Source organism: Vibrio sp. 378, assembly GCF_033339435.1.
Genome location: NZ_JAWOUO010000011.1, coordinates 62,831 through 83,451 on the forward strand (window position 1 = coordinate 62,831; position 20,621 = coordinate 83,451).

The window sequence follows — 20,621 nt, forward strand, 5'->3', positions numbered from 1 at the left end:
ATTTTGTTTTTAATAGGGTACAAAAAAAGCCATGCATTGTCTGCATGGCTTTTTACATCGTACTAATAGCTTTCAACTATGAGTGATAGCTCACTTAGTCTTTTTTATCGTTGTACCAAATGCCTTCTTCAAGCTGAGATTTCAGCTCTGGGAAATCATTCGCATCAAATGTTGGCACTTTGCCTTCACCAAGCTGGCGATTGTAATCTTTGGCCAGTTTAATCACGATGCCAGATAGCAAGATGATCGCCACCAAGTTGACTATCGCCATCAGACCCATAGAGACGTCAGCAAGCGACCATACGACTGGTAACGAAGCTAGTGCACCAAACATCACCATACCAAGAACAATAACGCGGAAAATGCTTAAGCCCGCTTTATGATTGTGCTCTAGGAAGATTAAGTTCGTTTCAGCGTACGAGTAGTTTGCAATGATTGAAGTAAACGCAAAGAAGAAGATTGCCACAGCAACAAAGATGCCGCCCCAATCGCCAACTTGTGAGCTCAATGCACGCTGAGTTAGCTCGATACCCGTCACTTCTGTTGCTTGACCGACATACTCACCAGACATCAGGATGATAGCCACTGTTGCAGAACAGATAACGATCGTATCCATGAACACGCCTAGCATCTGTACGTAACCTTGAGACGCTGGGTGTGGTGGGTAAGGTGTTGCTGAAGCTGCCGCGTTAGGTGCAGAACCCATACCTGCTTCATTCGAGAATAGACCGCGCTTGATACCGTTAATCATTGCCTGTGCAATTGCGTAGCCAAGACCACCTGCTGCTGCTTCTTGCAGACCAAATGCACTCTTAAAGATAAGCATCAATACATCAGGTAATTTCTCTAGGTTAGAGAACATGATGAACAGCGCTAGAGCTAGATAAAGTAGTGCCATGATCGGAACGATCATCTCAGCAACTCTTGCGATACGCTTGATGCCACCAAAAATAACAATTGCAGACAGTAAAACAACGGCAATACCGACATACAGGTTATTCCAACCAAATGCGTTGCTCATTGCATTGGCAATTGAGTTAGCTTGTACGGCGTTGAATACCAAACCAAAAGCGATGATTAGGAAAACTGAGAACAACACGCCCATCCAACGCATGCCCAGGCCTTTTTCCATGTAGTAGGCAGGGCCACCACGGTAGTTGCCATCATCATCTTTGGTTTTGTATAGCTGCGCCAGTGTGCTCTCAGCAAACGATGTTGCCATACCAAGCATTGCAATCAGCCACATCCAGAAGATCGCACCAGGACCACCCGCAGTCAATGCAACTGCAACGCCCGCCATGTTACCTGTACCAACACGTGCAGCAAGACTAGTACAAAGCGCTTGGAAAGAGGAAATACCAGCTTTGTCTGCTTTACGGCTGTTCTTAAGAACAGAGAACATGTGGCCGAAATGGCGGAACTGAATGAACCCTAATCGAACGGTGAAGTAAATACCAACACCAACAAGAAGATAAACCAGAATCGAGCCCCAGAGGAGATCGTTCATCAAATTGATTAAGTCTGTCATGTGTACCTCAAAGTGAGTTGCGCCAGTCTATGCGTCCTAGCCATCCACCAAATTGCCTGCTAAGTGTCAAAGTGTGCTTAGCTTTTTAAGTAATGTTTATGGGCAATCTAGAATCGTAAACGTCGCTTCATGCATCCATTTTACGTACCAGCGTATTTTTTGACGGGCGGATAATGCAACCTAGGAGCGCAAAAATCAATATGCAACAACAAGAATAACATTGTTATTTTTCACTATAAAGTCACCAAAAAATAACATAAATAGAAGACTTAACACTCAAACTGCGCAACATTTCAATTACCAAACGCCAACATAAATAATTATTCTTCATTAAATGGAATGGTAAACCGTATAAACAAGAACAAGCTAGTATTCACAAGGTGTTACATAAATTTACGCTAGTGACTTACCATCTAATTGAACACTATTTCATCAAACTGATTTTATGCAACTTTAACCTTTGCGCAGTGCACCCATTCATCAAATCGAATTAACATAGAAAATCTCTCTATTTAATCGTTTTCTTGAGATCGTTTGTGCATTTTTTATCCACATAGTTGCAATAAAAAGTGTGATTTTGAGAATATTTTTGCACGAAAATGTCATGCTACCGACACAAATGCGAAATATATCATGGTTATTCTCACGGCTATTGTGGTACTTAAAAAACTCCACAAGGACTGGTTACAACAGTTTAGCTTAAGAAAGGTAAAGGTGGCTTATGGAAGGCTTTCAACTAGATGACATTTTTAATCTGGATACTACCTCAACAACCAAATCTCGTGCCAAACCAGTAAAGCGAAAGTGGCGTGAAATAGAAGAGATGAACGACAGACGCAATTTGCTTAAAGAGCTGCGCGAACTTGATGTCTGTACCGATTATAACTTGGAAGACATTAAACTCTAATTCAAACAAAAGGCACCTTACGGGTGCCTTTTGTTTTTTGTTTACAGTGAAAGTAAACACCGTGAGTTTATGTACCAAGGTTTAAGTATGAATACCATTATTACTCAATGAGAATCTTCCGTACTTTTTGCCGAGAAATATGCACACGAAATTTTCGTTTGATTCCCAATAAATAAGAAGTGTATCTCACAAACCCGAGAGACGACTTTCGCTCGCTCAGGTTTCATCATTCAGTCTTAAACATACTCAGTATCACTTTGACGAACACGTTCGGCCAACTGCTTATAACGATCAGCAATCGTGTCACCAAATACAGGGTCATCCTCACTGACGCTCCATAAGCTCTCGACATGCTGCCAATCTTCTGTGGTAAATAACTCTTCAATGAGAGGCAAAATTTTTCGCTCTTCTAGCTCCAAGTGGCGCCTTTGCGATTCAATGAAATCTTCTAGGTGAGCGACGAACATGTCTTGTGGCACAACAGCATCCTGAAGGATCATCTCTATCACGGATGAAAACTCTCTGGTTTTACTCGCTAACTCTAGATGTTCTTTCTCTAAATTTTCCATGGTTTGTTGCTTACCATAGTGTTCAAGAAAGTGGTGATAGAGGATATCTTCTTTCGGGTGGTGTACTTTCTCCGAATGATTAGAGAGGTAATCAACAATCTCGCTTACTAACGCATAGTTGATTACACGTTCTTTTTTTATCTCATTAAGCTTATGGCGCAGTATCGCCAACAGACGAACCATATAACCATGTTCGCGTCGAATTCTTTCGATCATCATAGCGTCTCTCCTTAACACCTACTTTTAGTAAGTGTACATGAGAAATTTACTATCAGCCTCGAGCGTGCTCAAAAAAACAGCGATCATAGCATCCATGATCGCTGTCTCTTCATTTATACAGTTAATGGCAAATGCCAGTTAATTGGTGCTTTTTCTTGTGATGTAAGCAACTGGTTTGCTTGAGAGAAATGCTTACAACCGAAAAAGCCTCGATGTGCAGAAAGTGGCGATGGGTGTGGGGCAGCTAACACATGGTGCTTGTTGCGATCGATAAAGCGCCCTTTCTTCTGCGCGTGTGACCCCCACAGCAAGAACACTACACCTTCTTGATGCTGATTAATGGCTTCAATCACTCGGTCAGTAAACGTTTCCCAACCTGTCTTTGAATGTGAATGCGCTTTACCTTGCTCCACCGTTAATACCGTATTGAGTAACAATACGCCTTGTTCAGCCCAGCTTTGCAAAAAACCATGCTGAGGGATTTGGAAACCTTCAATATCTTGCGCCAGCTCTTTATACATATTAACCAGTGACGGTGGCGTTTTAATGCCAGGAAGTACAGAGAAACACAGGCCATGCGCCTGATTTGGGCCGTGGTATGGGTCTTGTCCTAGAATCACGACCTTAACGTCTTTGAACTCGGTAAAACGAAACGCGTTAAAGACATCTTTTGCGGGAGGAAAAATAGCTTTGCCTGCGGCGCGTTCGGCTTCAACAAAATTCAAGGTGTCTACAAAGTAGCTCTGCTTTTTCTCTTCGCCGATCACATCGTGCCAAGTGGGTGACTGATTCATGGAAAGTTCCTGTCCTAAATTTTGCTTCTATTCTAACGAGCGAAACTCAAACAAACAAAAACTTACCACGAACTTGAGACAAGTAATAAAAGACTAATGCTTCTGTGGCGTTCGAAAATGCCCCTGTCCGGTAATGTGACGATTAGGCATCGGTAAGCGAAGCACACGACGAGTGTAAGTATAAGGAGTAAAAGAGAATGGTCGAGACATGTTGGCATCCTTCTTTGCTAATTCAGAGATTGATGTTCAATGACTAAGAAAGAAAGGTGCCAACTTTGTGGTTACGCCATTAACTGTCAATGGCCGCTAAATGGAATTGACGCAACGTGTTGATCTCTTGCTGCCAAATATCTGGATCAATTGTTTCCAAAATCAGAGGGATACCATCAAAACGAGGGTCTTTCGCGATGTACTCAAAGCAATCCCACCCGATCTCTCCTTTACCTAGAGAATGGTGGCGATCTACTTTGCTGGCAAACTCTACTTTTGAATCATTTAGATGCATTGCTCTTAAATAGTGCATACCTACGATACGGTCGAACTCTGCAAAGGTGCGCTCGCAATCTTCTTTTGTACGTAAGTCATAACCAGCCGTAAAGGTATGGCAGGTATCAATACAAACGCCGACACGATCTTTATCTTCCACTTGCTCGATGATTTCAGCTAGGTGCTCAAACTTCCAGCCTAAGTTAGTGCCTTGACCTGCCGTATTCTCGATAACAGCGATCACATTCGGCACCGCTTTATGCGCAAGATTGATCGACTCGGCGATCGTCGCGAGACACTCCTGTTCAGAGACTTTCTTTAGGTGACTGCCCGGATGGAAGTTAAGCAAAGTCAGCCCCAACTGATTACAACGCTCCATTTCATCAATAAATGCCGCGCGGGATTTATTCAGCTTTTCTTCTTCCGGCGCACCCAAGTTAATCAGATAAGAATCATGGGGAAGAATATGCTCTGCTCCGAAACCCAGCATTTTACAGTTCGCTTTAAACGCACTGATGGTTTTTGCTTCTAAAGGCTTCGCCACCCACTGGCGTTGGTTTTTTGTAAATAGTGCGAAGGCATTCGCGCCAATTTCACGAGCTCTCAACGGAGCTTGATCGACCCCACCAGCAGCAGAGACATGTGCACCAATGAGTTTATTCCCAAGCTTGTTTTTCATGTTTGTCATTTAATCACTTTAGACTTTCAGTATTGCTACCTAAATACAGATAGTTGCGTTAACCAGTTTAAACTTTAATCTCAATTTGTAGTAAATTTACAACAAAACCAGTTATTAAATATTTTTTATATTCTCAAATAAATTGTAATTAGTTTGTTTTCAAAGGTTTTATTGATTTAACTCAATAAAATCACCTTAATAAAAATAATGTTTTTGGTTGTTTTTTGACTTAAATCAATATTAAAATAGTGGATATTAGCTATATAATACTCAGCTCAACGAAAATTCGAAAATTAACACCAATAATCACCACGTAAGTGGTCTAGGAGATAGTGATGATCCAAGGTATCCAAATTACAAAAGCGGCAAACGACGACCTACTAAACTCTATCTGGCTATTAGATAGCGAAAAAAATGAAGCTCGCTGTGTTGCTGCAACTGCTGGCTACGAAGCAGACCAAGTTATCGCAATCAGCGACCTAGGTGAATACGAAAGCCGTGAAGTTGCAATCGAAACTGCTCCTCGTATCGAAGGCGGCCAACACCTAAACGTGAACGTGCTTAAACGCGAAACACTAGAAGATGCAGTTGCACACCCAGAGAAATACCCACAACTAACTATTCGTGTTTCTGGTTACGCAGTACGTTTTAACTCGCTAACTCCAGAGCAACAACGTGATGTAATCGCTCGTACTTTTACTGAGACTCTATAATCTCTCAGTAAACTAGCTCGCTAGAATTTAAAAAGCTTGGTCTGCAATGACCAAGCTTTTTTTGTTTCAGAATCCTTCTAAACCCTTTCTATAATGGAAAGCAACTCGCCTCTAAGGTGCATTTCTTTGCGAAGGATCTTTCTGAAACGCTTGCGCTAAAGAGGTTGGATCACGCCTATCTCTTTGCAGTGACGCCCCTTCAGCCCACCAAATCAATTGATGCATAGTGCGATTCATATAGTTATCCCACTGCGTCTGCTCCGACTCATCCTCAGCAACGCCCTGTTCATCAAACACTTCTTGCGCTTTCGGAATGTGGATCATCGCAGAGACAGGTAGACATCCAAGTTCAGATAAGAAGGTACGCATAGAAACGGCAGCTCTAACACCACCCCATTGTCCGGCAGAATAGGTCACGATAGCACTCGGCTTGTAAGAAAACAGCGAACTGCCGAAATGGTTAAGCGTGTTCGCCAGAGCAGGACTCATCGAATGGTTATATTCCGGGCTAACCATCACATACCCATCCGCATGTTTGATTTTGTCTGCCAGCTCACTTAGGTTCTGCGGAACTTTAGAGCGGTGATAAGCAAACTCGGGCTTAAACACATCACCAAAGTCGTAATTCAAAGGGTCGATGATTTCGACCGTATGTTGCGAATGTTGACTCGCGATGAGTTTTTCACACGCTTTACTGACTCGCATTCCTAAACGGGCTGGTCGTGGTGGCGTGCTGTCTCTCACTGAGCCAAGAAAAATCAAAAAATGCATGCTTCTCTTTCCATCTCATTTAATTAAGTTCGTTTCTCAATCATAAAGAGAGTCAAAACTTACCGACAATAAAAAAGGTGAATGATTACTCATTCACCTCTCGTTATTTCTGTTTTTGATACTTACTATACTTTGAAGCTTACTGCACGCGGCGCAGTACTTGTTTCAATGCGTCAAAGTCTGCGTCGAGCTCTTCCGATAGCAGCTCCATCGCAGCGTGCTTCGCTAGTGGCGCAGGAAGCTCGATATCGGATTCTAGAATATCATCCACGACTTCTTTGAACTTCGCAGGGTGAGCAGTACATAGGAACAGACCGGTTTCACCGTCTTGCAATTGTTCTTCAAGCACTCGGTAAGCAATCGCACCATGCGGTTCGCATAGGTAGCCTAGAGCATGTAAATCTTTCACTGACTGTGCGCTTTGCTCATCAGATACTGCGCCTTTACCTAACGTCTCCAAGCCCCACTCTTTCACGCGGCACAGCTCTTCAATACGAGGCCAGTTGTTTGGTTGGCTCACGTCCATCGCGTTCGATGTTGTTGCGACTGTTGGTTTTGGCTCCCACTTACCTGTTTCTAGGTAGCGAGGAACAGTGTCATTGGCATTAGTTGCCGCGATAAAGCGTTTGATAGGCAAGCCCAGCGCTTTTGCCAGTAGACCAGCAGTTAGGTTACCAAAGTTACCACTTGGTACTGATACCACTAGGTTTTCACGCTCTTGCTTGCTCATTTGCGCAGCTGCTTCAAAGTAGTAACAGATTTGCGCCATCAAACGGCTGATGTTGATTGAGTTTGCAGAGTTCAGACCGATCTCTTCACGCAGTGCTGAATCATCAAAAGCTTGCTTAACCAGTGCCTGACACGCATCGAAGTCGCCATCGATCGCGACAGTGTGAATGTTTTTACCAAGCGTACAGAATAACTTCTCTTGCAGTGGGCTGATTTTTCCTTTCGGGTAAAGAATCACAACATTGATGTCTTCCATACCGTAGAAAGCATGCGCAACGGCTGCGCCAGTATCGCCAGACGTTGCCGTCAGAATGGTGATCTTGCCGCCGTCCGAAACCGCAGCAAGAGATTGCGCCATAAAGCGACCACCAAAGTCTTTAAACGCAAGCGTTGGACCATGGAACAGTTCCAGTGCATAAACACCGTCTTTTACTTGGTTGATAGGCGCAGGGAATTGAAACGCAGCATCAACAAGGGCATTCACTTGCTCCTCTGTAAGTTCATCTCCAATTAACGCCGATAGAATCTTAGTGCTACGAGAGACAAAGTCTTCTGCAAGCAGCGCATCGATATCTTCAAATTTTGGTAATTCCGATGGAAAAAATAGACCTTGGTTACGGCCTAACCCTTGGCGAACGGCTTGGCCAAAGGAAACTTGTTCATCATTTTCTTTTATATTGTAAAGCTTCATAGCTCACTTCCTGTTACTTTCGAACCCTGCTTATCTAGACGACAAACGTGGACGAATCCTTCTTCGTTTTGTACGTAGTTTTGTTCTAACCAGCGAGCAACTCGCTCAGCGACATCTTTCTCTTTGCAAATACTGAACAGTGTCGGACCACTGCCAGAAATACCGGTTGCCAATGCACCCGCAGACGCTGCGTATTGACGTGCATTCGCAAAACCTGGAAGCAGTTTCTCACGATACGGTTCTGCGATCACGTCTTTGATCATTTTTGCAGCAAGTTCTGGCTGACCAGAATGACACGCATGAATAAAGCCCGCAAGGTGGCGACCATGAGCAATGATATCTTGTCGGCGGTATTGAGATGGTAGGATCTCACGCGCTTCCGCCGTTGATACCTTGATACCCGGATACGCCATCACCCAGTACCAATCATCAAAGCAAGGTACTTCTTGACTGATGATACCCAACTCTTCAAGCATCAGTTGCACACCACCAAGGTAACATGGCGCAACGTTGTCGTAGTGAATACCACCAGAGATCTTGCCTTCCATCTCTCCCATCAGCGCTAGTAATTCTGTCTCGTTAAGTGGCTGTCCATGGAATCGGTTCAATGCATCTAATGCAGCAACGATAGAACATGCACTTGAGCCTAAACCAGAGCCAATTGGCATGTTCTTTTCTAGCGTCATCTCAAGTGGTTTTAGCTCAACGCCTTTTTTGTCTAACTCACGAGCAAACACAAGCCAACAGTCGTAGACGATGTTCTCTTTTGGTTCAGTTGGCAATTTCTCAACAAAATCACCCGCCGTTTTAAGGCTGAACGGGTCAGCCCCAGATTTCACCAATACACGGTCACCCAATAGTGTGCCATCCACTGGAGACACGGCAGCCCCCAGCACATCAAAGCCAACGCTTACATTACCAATTGATGCTGGGGCATAAACCACTACATCCATATCACTTGAACTCATTATTGTTATACCCCTAGTTTCCAACCTAAAGTACGCATCACGTCAGAAAATACACCCGCAGCCGTTACTTCGGTGCCTGCACCATAGCCACGTAACACTAGTGGGATTGGCTGATAGTAACGGCTGTAAAATGCCAGTGCGTTTTCACCGTCCTTGATTTTATACATTGGATCGTTTTCATCCACCGCAGCGATGCTTACTGTGCACTTGCCCTCATTAATCTCACCAACGTAGCGCAGTACTTTGCCTTCTTCCGCTGCCTTTGCAGATAATTCTTTAAAGTAGGCGTCTGCTTCAGGTAAACGCGCCATAAATTCATCAACGCTACCAGAATCATCAAAACCTGGTGGCAGTGCTTGATCAACCACAACGTCTTCTAGTTCTAGAGACATGCCTGCTTCACGAGCTAGGATCAGAAGCTTACGCGCGACATCCATACCAGAAAGGTCATCACGAGGATCCGGTTCAGTAAAACCATTTTCTTTTGCGATATTAGTTGCTTCACTTAGGCTCATACCTTCATCTAACTTACCGAAGATGTATGACAGAGAGCCAGAAAGAATACCGCTGAAGCGCTCTAGCTCATCACCCGCTGAGATTAGGTTTTGCAGGTTTTCGATTACCGGTAGACCCGCCCCCACAGTTGTTTCGTACATCAGCTTGCGACGAGAGCTGCGCGCAACATCGCGAAGCTGATGGTAGTAAGCCATGCTTGCTGTATTTGCTTTTTTATTTGGTGTAACGACATGGAAACCAGCAGCTAGGAAATCAGCGTATTGATTCGCAATATCTTCACTTGATGTACAGTCAACCAATACTGGGTTGATGATGTGGTTACGTTGAACCAAAGAAATCAAACGCGCTAGGCTGAACTCTTCTGTCGCTGCCGACATACGATCACGCCAATGATCGAGTGGCAGACCTTCACTATCAAGCAGAAGACCTTTGCTGTTTGCCAAGCCACACACGCGAATAACGATGCCTTTTTCCGCAAGCTTCGCCTGTTGACGCTCGATCTGATCCACCAGCTCACCACCAACGCCACCAATACCAACCACGAATACGTCTAAGAAGTGCTTAGAGTTGAATAGGTTTTCGTGACACGCTTTGATCGCTTCAGAGATTTTATCTTCAGGAATCACGGCTGAGATAGCACGCTCAGATGAGCCCTGTGCGATGGCTACAATGTTTACGTTCACTTCAGCAAGAGATGAGAAGAAGCGAGATGCAACACCGCGCGATGTACGCATGCCGTCACCAACCAACGTTATGATTGAAACATTATCAATAAACTCGACCGGCTCTAATAAGCTATCTTTCAGTTCCAACTCAAACGCATCGGCCAGTACTTGTTGCGCTTTTGCTTTATCTTCTGCCTCAATACAGAAGCTAATGCTGTACTCAGAAGAAGACTGAGTAATAAGAACAATAGACACACCAGCGGAAGACATTGCGCCAAATACGCGGCTTGCCATGCCAACCATACCCTTCATACCTGGGCCGGAGACGTTAACCATAGTTAGGTCGTTTAGCGTCGTGATACCTTTGATCGCCAGATTGTCTTCACCAGTGTCTTGCCCAATCAAAGTTCCTGCACCTTGTGGGTTAAAGCTGTTTTTGATCAGACATGGGATGTGGAACTGTGCGATTGGGGCGATGGTTTTCGGGTGCAGAACGGAAGCACCGAAGTAAGAAAGCTCCATCGCTTCTTGATAGCTAAGAGATTTAAGTAGGCGAGCATCTTCGACTAAGCGAGGGTCACAGTTGTACACACCATCTACGTCTGTCCAGATCTCACAGCAATCTGCGCGCAGACACGCCGCAAGAACCGCCGCCGAATAATCAGAGCCATTGCGACCAAGTGTTACCAATTCACCTTTCTCGTTACCTGCGGTAAAGCCAGGCATGATGTTCACATGACCTTGAGGAAGAGGATTCTGGCGGAAGTTCTGAGTCGAAACTTCAACATCGACCATGGCTTCAAGGTGATCACCTTTTGCGTATAGGTATTCAACTGGGTCGATAAGATGTGCAGGCTGGCCTTTGGCTTCTAACACCGCTTTCATCAATTGAATCGAAACGCGTTCGCCTTTGCTAATAATACGTGCATTAACATTGTTTGGGCACATGCCAAGAAGATTGATGCCATGAACGAATTGGCGTAATTGAGAGAGAGAAGTTTTCACTTGGTTATCGAAAGCTGAACCATCGATATTGGGTAGTACTGCTTGGACTTGAGTGAAGAGCGTTTTAAACGACTCCTCCAACTCTTTGATTTGTAGTTCTGCTTCACCATTGCGCAATGCGCCTTCAATGACCGCAACCAATTTGTTTGTTGTTTTACCAGGAGCGGAAAGAACAACCGCCACTTCTTCTTGTTGAGCGTTATTGGCAATAATGTCTGCCGCTCTCAAAAAGCGATCTGCATCAGCTAGTGATGATCCGCCAAACTTCAATACTCGCATCCCTTCCTCCGGTATATCTTCTTAAATTTGTCTAAATTCTGGATAAAAAAGCATAAAAAAAGGCCTGTATCTTGTTGGATACAGGCCTTTTTTGTGAATTTCTTTCGCTCAGCAGCCTGCCCCAACATGTGTCGTGTCGGTAATAATAATGGTCGTGGTCATTACTACTAGGCTGTTAGATGGCATAAATAAATATTCAACGTTAATTGTGTTTGCTTAACTCTACGTTTACCGAGTTTCTGATACATAGTCAACAAAAAATTGTTTGTTTTTCCATCTTTCAGAGAATTCTGCTAAGCAATGTCATTGATATTTATAGTTAATTACACATTATTGATCATTTAAAAATCTACAGTTAGTTTTTGTAAAGGACTTAACCATCATCACCAGTTCGGTTTTTTATCTAATAACTAGTCTGATCTTTGCCATAAAACGTACGATCAAATAATTCGAGAGGGTTGTGACACATAACAACAACTTAACTGTGACTTATGTTCATAGGATCGAATTATTTAGAAAATAGGTGAGCTAGCTTTCATATTCTATGCTTTAATAGTGAGAAGCTTTGGGCGCATACTAATAAAAAAGTTGACACAAGGAGTGGTGAACATGAAAAGAGGGCTTTTTCTGTTGCTGTTTTTTGTGCCTGGTGTTTGTCTAGCAAACGAGCTTCCGCCGCTTCCAGGTAAAATATCCCCTTCTCCTCATAAACTATTCATTTCCAGCGACAGTTATCAGTCTGACAGTTTTGATGTTTGGAATATCGATACGGGTTACGCTTACGAACTTTTTGATTCGGTAGACGTTTATGTCGGTGCGCGAGTCAATAACTCTCCTACCAAAAATCAAAGTGGTTTTTTGAGTGGGATCAGCTATCACTTTAATGATCGTGTCACGCTGAAAAGTACAGTTCGCTCTTACAAGAATGAAACAGCGGAAGGTATTCGCCAAGACGACAGTAGCCTCGCGGCTGAAGTATCAAGTCGCGTAAAAATTACCGATAAACTGGATCTTCACGCGACTCTTGATTACCAAGATTGGCAACAAGGCTTTGAGGTTGGTTTAGGCTTTCGTTTTTAGAAGTCCAGCTTTTGCTTAGAAATCAACACACCGTTCCAGTCCGCGTAAACGTAGTGCTTAGGTTGAACGATTTGGTTTTGCATCGTTAAGGTTACGTTTACCTCTCCTATCCCGCGTTTCTCTGTTTTAAACGGGTTAGTTCCAAGAGCTTGAACACCAATGTCCATTTGAGATATTTGTGCTACGTCGCGTATTGCACCATAGACAATGATACCTTCCCACCCATTTTCTATTCCGAGTATCGCTAATTGATCGCCGAGTAATGCTCTCTGACACGATCCATGTCCGTCAACAATCAATACTTTACCCGTTCCATCTTCGCCCAGTACTTCACGCACTTTCGAGTTATCGTGATAGCAGCGCACCGTAACGATTTCACCGTAAAAAGCGCTACGTTGACCAAAGTTCTGCAATGGTAAAGTAAGCAAGCTCACTTGGTCTTCAAATTGGTCACAAATATCGGGTGTAATGTCTCTCATATTTCCTCCGTGAATTTTCTCACCCAAGCGGTGCTTCAGTGAGCAGTATCCTTTTCTATACCTTCTATACGAGCCGAGGTTTAATGGAGCCTAACGTATGAAAAACTTTCGGCTGCGAGCACGCAATAAGATAAAGTTGGTCATTAATGACGTAATAAATCGCGTTTTGTTGAAAGTCACTCGCCAATTCAACGGCTACCTCTGGCGACAACTCGACGGCAAAGCTTTCCTCATACCATGTAAAAGCGCTATCACCTACCGTGACAGGCGCGTAATTAACGTGCTGTAGCTGTTTTTCTAACGCGTGATTGTTTATGCTGTTCTCTTCTTTGGACCTCAAGTTACTGTATGGGTTCCAAGCGGTTATCACAGCATAGTTTGAAACACGCCACTCGGCTTCGAATCTGAAAAAAGATTCTGAATAAGCATTCCATAACGATGCGTCTATGTTCTTATTACTTTTTTCTATCATAAGTCTTAAACGATTAATAACAGTTACATTTCATCAATTGATATAAATCAACAAACTGAATGGAATTAACATTTGAGCATTGTTAGCATGCTGTTAACAATATAAAATCCGCTCAATATCTTAGGGTGTTTACGTTTCAGGCCCCACTGAAAGCAGGAAATGAAAGGTAAACAAGCCCTTTAGAATAAACGTCGCCATTGGATACTGGTGAGTTGGCAAAATTCCATGGAGGGCGGATAACTGAAAGAAGTGTTTTTTTGATCAACTTGATTTATTATCAAAATCACATTACCTGTATGTTATATTTTTGCCTAGAATTTATTCTATTAGCACAATTTTGTCACAAATTTAGGTACCGCCAATGCAAACCCCGCAGATTCTTATCGTTGAAGATGAGCAAGTAACTCGTAACACTCTTAAGAGTATTTTTGAAGCAGAGGGATACGCTGTTTTTGAAGCCAGTGACGGTGAAGAGATGCACCAAGTGTTGTCTGATAACTCAGTCAACTTGGTTATTATGGACATTAATCTTCCAGGCAAGAATGGCCTTCTACTAGCGCGTGAATTACGCGAGCAAGCGAACATTGCTTTAATGTTCCTGACAGGCCGTGACAATGAAGTAGACAAGATCCTAGGTCTTGAGATTGGTGCAGATGACTACATCACTAAACCATTCAACCCACGTGAACTAACTATTCGTGCACGTAACCTACTTAGTCGCTCAATGAGCTCTAACGCGGTGCAAGAAGAGAAGCGCTCGGTAGAAAAGTATGAATTCAACGGTTGGGTACTAGACATCAACAGCCGCTCTCTAGTAAGCCCTGCTGGTGATAGCTACAAGCTACCTCGCTCTGAGTTCCGCGCATTACTGCACTTCTGTGAGAACCCGGGTAAGATTCAAACTCGTGCAGATCTTCTTAAGAAGATGACTGGTCGTGAACTTAAGCCACACGACCGTACTGTAGACGTAACGATTCGTCGTATCCGTAAGCACTTTGAGTCTGTTTCAGGTACGCCAGAAATCATCGCCACTATCCACGGCGAAGGTTACCGCTTCTGTGGCGATCTAGAAGATTAGATTTAACCGCTAATATGCAAAGGGCTTGCTCATTGAGCAAGCCCTTTTTGTTTTAGGTCTAACGACTAATGCAACATCATTGCGGTTAATAAACCTTGTTAATCTTCACGTACTTTTCGACTAACCAACGCTGTTTACCCGCATCGTCTAGAAGCACTGCGATATCAACCGATTTTTCTGTGTTCACATCAATGTGAGACGAGAACGCCACCTCCCATCGGCTTTCACTGTGCGTTCGAGTATCTAAAGACGCACTGTCCACCAACCACTCTTTTTGCCCCTGTTTAATAATAAGAGCTTCTGCCGTTAGATTTGCAGGAAGTAACTGATCTCCTTCGAGGTAAAGTGCACCTTGAATACTTTGCTCTTCCACGTCCCCAATATTCGGCATGAGGTTCACCCATAAATTACTTTTGAGCTCAACATTAACCTCATTAATCGTAATCTGACTGTTTTGTTGCCAATTCACATTTGGAACGGAACTACAGCCTGCCATCAATGCCATGGCTAATGCCAATGGTGCGATTCTTTTCATGTTATTTCCTTTGTTCCAACCAACTTTTGAGGACTTGAATATCGTTTTGGTATTCATTTTTGATCTCTTCAACCCAGTCTGAAATGTTTTCCCACCATGCTGGCATATCGGGCGATTGCGCTTTTTGCGCCACACTTTGGATACGTTTCAGGCCAATTGAACCTGCAGCACCTTTGATTTTATGCGCTTCAGAAACAATCCCATCTTGATCTTTCGCTGTCATGTTCGAATCTAAGACATCGATATAGTCTGGCATCATATCTTCAAACATTTTTATGCTGTCGTAGACAGGTTTTGCACCAACAATGTCGACGTAAGACTCTAACATATCCATATCGAGCAAATGTGTCTCAATCACAGGAGAAGGCACTGGCTCTTCCACTGTTTCGGGACCGCTCACCACTTCCTTAGGCTGTTCTAACTGGTGAGCGAAGAATTTATCAATCACTGACTGAATAGCATTCACTGCCAGCGGCTTACTGATCGCATCATCCATGCCGTTATCTAAGTATTCACGACGATCTTTCATTACATTAGCAGTTAAGGCGACCAATGGAGGAAGATTGTTATAATGCTTGCGGTAATAATTGGCGACATCAAAGCCCGTCATATCAGGCAGTTGGATATCCAACAACGCTAAGTCGTATTTTTCTGGCACAAAGTTCACTAACGCTTCTTGGCCCGTCATTGCCACGGTGACAGAGTGCCCTAGGCTCTCTAGTAACGATTTAGCCACAGTTACGTTAAGCTCGATGTCTTCGACCATAAATATGTTGAGGCGCACATTGTCGCGTTTCGCATCAATGACTGGCTCAGCTAGTTCAACAATCGGAACGTGGATCGATACAGTAAAAGTGCTACCAAAGCCTTCCTCACTGGTAACCGTAATGTCACCATCCATCATATTGATCAGTTGCTTAGATACCGCCAAACCAATACCTGTACCGACCGCATGCAGGTTGTCCTTGCCTGATTTCACTTGGTAGTACATCGCAAAGATCTTATCTAGCTCTTCGTCTGGGATACCAATACCTGTGTCTTCCACTTCCATAATAATGGTCGCAAAATCGTCTTCGACATCCGCGCTCACTGTCATCACAACGCCACCTTCCTTGGTGAACTTCATTGCGTTGCTGACCAAGTTCCAAATCACCTGACGTAGACGGGTTGCATCCACTTCAATTGCTTTTGGCAAGTCGCTTAAACGTTCTAAGTCAAAGCGTAACCCTTTTTGTTCCGCCATCAGAGCTGAGATACTCTCAATCTCTGCGACGAAGTCTTCGAAGTTAAGTGGCGCAGGTAATAGTTCTAACTTACGGCGATCAAATTTATCCATATCGATAATATCGTTGAAGATGTTACCTAGAGTAATCGCACTCACATTGATGGTCTGCATGTGTTTACGCTGCTCTTCTGTCAACGGACTATCTAGAAGCATACGACTTAAGCCTACAATGCCATTCAGCGGCGTTCGCAGCTCATGACTGATGGTTGAGATGAAGGTAGTTTTGTCGCGGCTTGCTTTCTCTAACGACTCTTCATGGCGCTTACGTTCAGTGATATCACGACCGAACCCAACGAGACCAAGGTGGCGGCCATCTTTGCTGTAAAATGGCACTTTACGCAGCTCAAAGTAATGCTTGCGACCATCTGGGTATTCGAGCCATTGCTCGTAAGTAATTGCTTGATTATCGGCAAAAACCTTTTGGTCAGTATCAACGATATGCTCGGCGATTTCTTTGCTATACACATCCCAAGGGCTTAATCCGACTAACTGGTGCTCTTTCTTGCCCGTTAGCTCTTCCATCGCGCGGTTACAGCCAGAGAAAACACCATCCGCATTGCGGTAGTAAATTAAGTCTGGTGAGGCATCAATAAATGAACGCAGTAATGCGGTACGTTCTGCCAACTCTAATTGAGTACGTTCGCGTTGGAACACCTCATTTTCGAGGTCTTGCATCGCCTCTTCACGTGCTTCTTCCGCTTTAATACGCTCTTCAATTTCTTGGTTAAGCTTTTCAATGTTTTGTTGAAGTTGGTAATTCAGCTCTTGATCTCGCGAACGCATGTCCTTCAGTTTGGACACCAGCTTAGTTAAACGCTGGCGAGACTCTTCTAGTTGATCGACAACCACAGAGAGGAAGTAAACCGCCCAAGGGGTGATCAATAGACCAAAAAACACCGAACGGACAATGTCGATATCATCTACTCGCCCTTTGAGAGCTAAAGTAATCCCTACCTGCACCACAACAGCTAATGCCACCAGCGCAAGGGCTAGCAAAATAGAGAAGCGAACAATCCCCAGTTTGACTAGCAAGTCGACATAATACTGGGCGAGATTTTTCATGGGTTTCATTAACTACTCCATGGTGGTGGCTAGATAGCGCCATTCGATGATGAAAAACAGGTAAATGCACTCGACCTAACGCAATTTAGGTCTGTTTGATTAGTGAAAAACACACGGTGCGATCTGCTCTTGTGATACGAGATAAAAAGATAAACCAACGAGCGCACAGGCTTGTGTAAGTTTAACGTGTTTAATACGGTGATTTAAACAATCAGCTATCAACTTAGAGCAAGCGGTCACAAAGCGTTAGCAAGAACTGGGGTGAATACAAGTGCGATTACGTCCATCAGCTTTAGCTTGATATAACGCACTGTCAGCCATAGCGATGCCCATTTCGGGTTCATCACCATGCTGAGGAATGTAAGAGACTAGACCGATACTGACGGTAAGGCGTTCAGATGCTTCTGAACTGTCGTGTTCCATATCAAGCTGTAGAATTTTCTCATGAATACGCTGTGCTACGTTGCGCGCACCTTCCGTGGTGGTATTCGGCAAGATAAAACCAAACTCCTCGCCACCATAACGCGCAACACAATCCGAAGAACGATTGATGACTTGTGTAAACACGGTAGCAACACTGACTAACGCTTCATCACCTTGTTGGTGACCGTAACAGTCGTTGTAATCTTTGAAAAAGTCGATGTCACATAACATGATGGTGAGCGGCAGCTTTTCTCTAGCATGGTGGTACCACAATACCTGCAGTTGTTCATCGAAACGGCGTCGGTTCGATACTTGAGTTAAGCTATCCATAAAGCTCAATTTTTCTAACTCTAGGTTGGCTTTTTCCAACTTTTGTTCTGCAAGATAACGCTCAGAAATATCACGCGCCATGATCAGCACACCATTCGTTCCTGATGCTTTATCTTTAAAAGGCGATTTCACCACATCAAACCACGTACTTTTACCATCACTACTCACGACTTTATCTATGTATCGAACTGGCTCTAACTGGCGTAATGCTTCTAAGTCACTGTCTGCTAAGCGCGCGTACATCTCTTTAGGAATCACGTCTTGGAGGCGCTTACCTATCAAATCAGAAATTTTTGAAATTCCTAACGCCTTAACAAAAGGCTGATTACACGCTTGATAGACCATGTTCTCATTGAAAATACCAATAGAGTCCGGACTGGCATCCAGAATCGTTTGTAAGATAGTATCTCTTTGCGCTAGCGCCACCTCTGTATCTTTGCGACGCTCCATTTCATCTCGCAGATTCTGTTGCATCTTGTGCCATTCAGTCACGTCATGACTAATAGACAGCGTACCGATAAGCTCACCACTCGGCGAAACAAGAGAGTTTTGATTGACTTCCAGTAAGCAACTTCGACCTTGTGGATCCGTTGTCCATTTACGTTCGCTTTTTCTGGTCATCTCACCCAAGGTCTTGGATGCGCAAGCTTCTTCCCTTCGCCCTTGCCAGAATTGATCAAATGCTCGATTGGTCGTTAACAGATTGCCTTGGCGGTCTTGGGTACAAATCAGCTCTGAAAGTGAGTCTAATGCCGAACGTGCGATGATTAATTGTGCAAGTTCTTGTTGCTGCTCTTGGTGAGTGGCTTGATATGGCTGAGCATAAAGAATCCAAACTCGATGATTGCGCAATAAACTCTTTCTGCCTGACAGCTCCACTTTAATAGATTCACTATCAGATAGTCGCCAGTCAAAAGCCTGCTGACGAAAATGACGACTAGAGAAGCGATCGAGAAACTGCTCAAGCTCATGAATATCGAATAAAGCAGGATACAAATACCCCGTTCCCAAAGAGCGAATGCCTAATAACTGCATCGCAGCCTGGTTAGATAGCAAGAGCTGAGCATGGCTAGTGTCCACCACTATGACTGGATAGGGAGAATCCGTTACTAGTTGCTTAAGTGATGTCTGAAAGTGCAAATAGATCAGTGCTAACGCGCACACGCCTGCGATTAACAACAAGACGACATAGCCATAACCGCCTTGACCACCCCAAAGCCAATTGAGTAACTGATCCATCGTTTAAACCTTCAAAGAACACTGGTTAAAATATATCAGTTATTTATTGAGCGATCTGCTATTAATTCCGGTTTAGTATAGATAAAGGTATTCCCCGTAAGACTCCCTTGAGCACCATGAGCACTGAGATCTCGACCAATTTCCGTCATCGCTAGCCAACGGTTTTCACACCACAGAGGCGATAATAACGTGGGCCTCCTAGCTGCTGATGAAACGCGATGATAAATCACATCTGGTGGTGTCATACGAATCATTTCACTGGCGATCGCAACATATTCTTCTAATTCAGGGGCTTCTAGCTTTCCAGCACGCCAAGCTTTCGCCATGGTGCTACCTTCGACAATATGCAAGCCATGTAACTTGATGCCATCCGTTCCCACGGCTAACACTTTTTGCAGCGTTTCAATATTTTCGGCGCGGGTTTCTTTGGGTAAACCCACAATTAAGTGAGTACAAACCTTGATTCCGAGTGTTCGCGCACGCTTAGTGATTTCGGCATAACACTCAAAGTCATGACCACGATTGATACGTTTTAGGGTGTCATTGTTGGCGGTTTGAAGACCTAGTTCTAGCCAAATTTCATAACCTTGCTGTACATAGCCCGACAGTAAATCCAATACCGCATCAGGGACGCAATCAGGACGCGTCCCCACACAAAGACCAACCATGTCTGCAGCCTTTAGTGCTTCCTCATACATGTTTTTGAGAACTTGTACTTCTGCATAGGTACTGGTGTAGGCCTGAAAATAAGCGAGATACTTCTTCGCTCTGTGAATTTCACCTGCGCGATCTTTTAACTGTTCGTGAATGCTTTTTATCTGGACTTCTTCATCTGCAAACGAAGCCACATTGCAAAATGTACATCCTCCCCGCCCAATCGTGCCATCGCGGTTAGGGCAACTAAATCCACCGTGCAATGTTAACTTATGAACCTTTTCACCGTATCGACGCTGAAGATCTTGGCCGATTGTATTGACCAACTCATGTAACTGCATAAATTCTCACCAACAATAAATCGTAATCAATCTCACTACGATCTGTGTAAATAAATTACATCCCTGCAAGAAAAAACACACAATATTAATCAATTCAAACACCCATCATGCGGGTCAAAATCAA

At 43.9% G+C, this 20,621-nt stretch carries 19 protein-coding genes and 1 other annotated feature; of the genes, 4 read left to right on the forward strand and 15 right to left on the reverse strand.

Translation table 11 applies throughout. The annotated features are described in order from the left end of the window. Positions 1 to 94: 94 nt before the first annotated feature. Positions 95 to 1,528 (reverse strand): alanine/glycine:cation symporter family protein, encoded by a 1,434-nt coding sequence (locus tag R7Q48_RS18505; protein ID WP_005381800.1) that lies wholly within the window; start codon positions 1,526 to 1,528, stop codon positions 95 to 97. A 721-nt stretch (positions 1,529 to 2,249) separates the two neighbouring features. On the opposite strand from R7Q48_RS18505, the gene R7Q48_RS18510 reads away from it, so the two are divergent. Beyond that, positions 2,250 to 2,435, forward strand: a complete 186-nt coding sequence (locus R7Q48_RS18510; protein ID WP_005381805.1) for a DUF3545 family protein — start codon at positions 2,250 to 2,252, stop codon at positions 2,433 to 2,435. Between the two features lie 236 nt (positions 2,436 to 2,671). On the opposite strand, the gene R7Q48_RS18515 is transcribed toward R7Q48_RS18510, so the two are convergent. The 3 genes from R7Q48_RS18515 to nfo form a co-directional block, all read right to left on the reverse strand. After that, positions 2,672 to 3,223, reverse strand: coding sequence for a hemerythrin domain-containing protein (locus tag R7Q48_RS18515; protein WP_017821507.1), 552 nt, complete (start codon positions 3,221 to 3,223; stop codon positions 2,672 to 2,674). 113 nt (positions 3,224 to 3,336) lie between these two features. Continuing rightward, a complete protein-coding gene (gene ung, locus R7Q48_RS18520; protein WP_005382846.1) occupies positions 3,337 to 4,017 on the reverse strand; it encodes a uracil-DNA glycosylase in 681 nt (226 codons plus the stop codon). 289 nt (positions 4,018 to 4,306) lie between these two features. Further along, entirely contained in the window at positions 4,307 to 5,191 is an 885-nt protein-coding gene (gene nfo / locus R7Q48_RS18525) for a deoxyribonuclease IV (protein ID WP_017821508.1), read from the reverse strand. Positions 5,192 to 5,517: 326 nt separating this feature from the next. Here nfo and grcA point away from each other — a divergent pair, with 326 nt between their 5' ends. Beyond that, positions 5,518 to 5,895, forward strand: a complete 378-nt coding sequence (gene grcA, locus R7Q48_RS18530; protein ID WP_005381814.1) for an autonomous glycyl radical cofactor GrcA — start codon at positions 5,518 to 5,520, stop codon at positions 5,893 to 5,895. 111 nt (positions 5,896 to 6,006) lie between these two features. On the opposite strand, the gene R7Q48_RS18535 is transcribed toward grcA, so the two are convergent. From R7Q48_RS18535 to thrL, 5 genes are all read right to left on the reverse strand, one after another. After that, positions 6,007 to 6,666 (reverse strand): NADPH-dependent FMN reductase, encoded by a 660-nt coding sequence (locus tag R7Q48_RS18535; RefSeq protein ID WP_053350217.1) that lies wholly within the window; start codon positions 6,664 to 6,666, stop codon positions 6,007 to 6,009. A gap of 139 nt (positions 6,667 to 6,805) precedes the next feature. Continuing rightward, on the reverse strand, positions 6,806 to 8,086 hold the full coding sequence (gene thrC / locus R7Q48_RS18540) for a threonine synthase (protein ID WP_005381818.1): 1,281 nt from the start codon (positions 8,084 to 8,086) through the stop codon (positions 6,806 to 6,808). Next, complete coding sequence (thrB, locus tag R7Q48_RS18545) at positions 8,083 to 9,039, reverse strand: homoserine kinase (protein ID WP_017635074.1); 957 nt, start codon at positions 9,037 to 9,039, stop codon at positions 8,083 to 8,085. The genes thrC and thrB overlap by 4 nt, the downstream gene beginning before the upstream one ends. A 20-nt stretch (positions 9,040 to 9,059) precedes the next feature. After that, positions 9,060 to 11,519: a bifunctional aspartate kinase/homoserine dehydrogenase I gene (gene thrA, locus R7Q48_RS18550; RefSeq protein ID WP_017821509.1), complete on the reverse strand. Its 2,460-nt coding sequence runs from the start codon at positions 11,517 to 11,519 to the stop codon at positions 9,060 to 9,062. A gap of 53 nt (positions 11,520 to 11,572) precedes the next feature. Continuing rightward, positions 11,573 to 11,692, reverse strand: a sequence feature (Thr leader region). Then, the gene (thrL, locus tag R7Q48_RS18555; RefSeq protein WP_074192076.1) at positions 11,628 to 11,705 is read right to left on the reverse strand and encodes a thr operon leader peptide; all 78 of its coding nucleotides are present in this window, start codon (positions 11,703 to 11,705) and stop codon (positions 11,628 to 11,630) included. It overlaps the preceding feature by 65 nt. A gap of 423 nt (positions 11,706 to 12,128) precedes the next feature. Here thrL and R7Q48_RS18560 point away from each other — a divergent pair, with 423 nt between their 5' ends. After that, complete coding sequence (locus R7Q48_RS18560) at positions 12,129 to 12,599, forward strand: hypothetical protein (protein WP_017821468.1); 471 nt, start codon at positions 12,129 to 12,131, stop codon at positions 12,597 to 12,599. On the opposite strand, the gene R7Q48_RS18565 is transcribed toward R7Q48_RS18560, so the two are convergent. Both R7Q48_RS18565 and R7Q48_RS18570 read right to left on the reverse strand, forming a co-directional pair. Continuing rightward, positions 12,596 to 13,078: a putative 4-hydroxy-4-methyl-2-oxoglutarate aldolase gene (locus R7Q48_RS18565; protein ID WP_005381822.1), complete on the reverse strand. Its 483-nt coding sequence runs from the start codon at positions 13,076 to 13,078 to the stop codon at positions 12,596 to 12,598. The genes R7Q48_RS18560 and R7Q48_RS18565 overlap by 4 nt on opposite strands. 64 nt (positions 13,079 to 13,142) lie before the next feature. After that, entirely contained in the window at positions 13,143 to 13,550 is a 408-nt protein-coding gene (locus R7Q48_RS18570) for a DUF3293 domain-containing protein (protein ID WP_005381823.1), read from the reverse strand. A gap of 361 nt (positions 13,551 to 13,911) precedes the next feature. Here R7Q48_RS18570 and arcA point away from each other — a divergent pair, with 361 nt between their 5' ends. After that, complete coding sequence (gene arcA, locus R7Q48_RS18575) at positions 13,912 to 14,628, forward strand: two-component system response regulator ArcA (protein WP_005381824.1); 717 nt, start codon at positions 13,912 to 13,914, stop codon at positions 14,626 to 14,628. 85 nt (positions 14,629 to 14,713) lie between these two features. Here arcA and R7Q48_RS18580 read toward each other — a convergent pair whose 3' ends face one another. From R7Q48_RS18580 to R7Q48_RS18595, 4 genes are all read right to left on the reverse strand, one after another. Further along, a complete protein-coding gene (locus R7Q48_RS18580) occupies positions 14,714 to 15,163 on the reverse strand; it encodes a hypothetical protein (protein WP_005381825.1) in 450 nt (149 codons plus the stop codon). Between the two features lies 1 nt (position 15,164). Next, positions 15,165 to 17,519, reverse strand: coding sequence for an aerobic respiration two-component sensor histidine kinase ArcB (gene arcB, locus R7Q48_RS18585; RefSeq protein ID WP_005381826.1), 2,355 nt, complete (start codon positions 17,517 to 17,519; stop codon positions 15,165 to 15,167). A gap of 237 nt (positions 17,520 to 17,756) precedes the next feature. Next, positions 17,757 to 19,502 (reverse strand): GGDEF domain-containing protein, encoded by a 1,746-nt coding sequence (locus R7Q48_RS18590; RefSeq protein ID WP_033906101.1) that lies wholly within the window; start codon positions 19,500 to 19,502, stop codon positions 17,757 to 17,759. Between the two features lie 35 nt (positions 19,503 to 19,537). Next, a complete protein-coding gene (locus tag R7Q48_RS18595; protein WP_017633631.1) occupies positions 19,538 to 20,497 on the reverse strand; it encodes a TIGR01212 family radical SAM protein in 960 nt (319 codons plus the stop codon). Positions 20,498 to 20,621 lie beyond the last annotated feature (124 nt).

Coding starts and splice junctions, on each gene's coding strand:
- R7Q48_RS18515 (WP_017821507.1), bottom strand. CDS start 3,223: ATGATGATCGAAAGAATTCGACGCGAACATGGTTATATGGTTCGTCTG.
- thrA (WP_017821509.1), bottom strand. CDS start 11,519: ATGCGAGTATTGAAGTTTGGCGGATCATCACTAGCTGATGCAGATCGC.
- R7Q48_RS18535 (WP_053350217.1), bottom strand. CDS start 6,666: ATGCATTTTTTGATTTTTCTTGGCTCAGTGAGAGACAGCACGCCACCA.
- thrL (WP_074192076.1), bottom strand. CDS start 11,705: ATGCCATCTAACAGCCTAGTAGTAATGACCACGACCATTATTATTACC.
- R7Q48_RS18505 (WP_005381800.1), bottom strand. CDS start 1,528: ATGACAGACTTAATCAATTTGATGAACGATCTCCTCTGGGGCTCGATT.
- thrB (WP_017635074.1), bottom strand. CDS start 9,039: ATGGATGTAGTGGTTTATGCCCCAGCATCAATTGGTAATGTAAGCGTT.
- nfo (WP_017821508.1), bottom strand. CDS start 5,191: ATGACAAACATGAAAAACAAGCTTGGGAATAAACTCATTGGTGCACAT.
- arcA (WP_005381824.1), top strand. CDS start 13,912: ATGCAAACCCCGCAGATTCTTATCGTTGAAGATGAGCAAGTAACTCGT.
- R7Q48_RS18510 (WP_005381805.1), top strand. CDS start 2,250: ATGGAAGGCTTTCAACTAGATGACATTTTTAATCTGGATACTACCTCA.
- thrC (WP_005381818.1), bottom strand. CDS start 8,086: ATGAAGCTTTACAATATAAAAGAAAATGATGAACAAGTTTCCTTTGGC.
- R7Q48_RS18595 (WP_017633631.1), bottom strand. CDS start 20,497: ATGCAGTTACATGAGTTGGTCAATACAATCGGCCAAGATCTTCAGCGT.
- grcA (WP_005381814.1), top strand. CDS start 5,518: ATGATCCAAGGTATCCAAATTACAAAAGCGGCAAACGACGACCTACTA.
- ung (WP_005382846.1), bottom strand. CDS start 4,017: ATGAATCAGTCACCCACTTGGCACGATGTGATCGGCGAAGAGAAAAAG.
- R7Q48_RS18560 (WP_017821468.1), top strand. CDS start 12,129: ATGAAAAGAGGGCTTTTTCTGTTGCTGTTTTTTGTGCCTGGTGTTTGT.
- R7Q48_RS18570 (WP_005381823.1), bottom strand. CDS start 13,550: ATGATAGAAAAAAGTAATAAGAACATAGACGCATCGTTATGGAATGCT.
- arcB (WP_005381826.1), bottom strand. CDS start 17,519: ATGAAACCCATGAAAAATCTCGCCCAGTATTATGTCGACTTGCTAGTC.
- R7Q48_RS18590 (WP_033906101.1), bottom strand. CDS start 19,502: ATGGATCAGTTACTCAATTGGCTTTGGGGTGGTCAAGGCGGTTATGGC.
- R7Q48_RS18565 (WP_005381822.1), bottom strand. CDS start 13,078: ATGAGAGACATTACACCCGATATTTGTGACCAATTTGAAGACCAAGTG.
- R7Q48_RS18580 (WP_005381825.1), bottom strand. CDS start 15,163: ATGAAAAGAATCGCACCATTGGCATTAGCCATGGCATTGATGGCAGGC.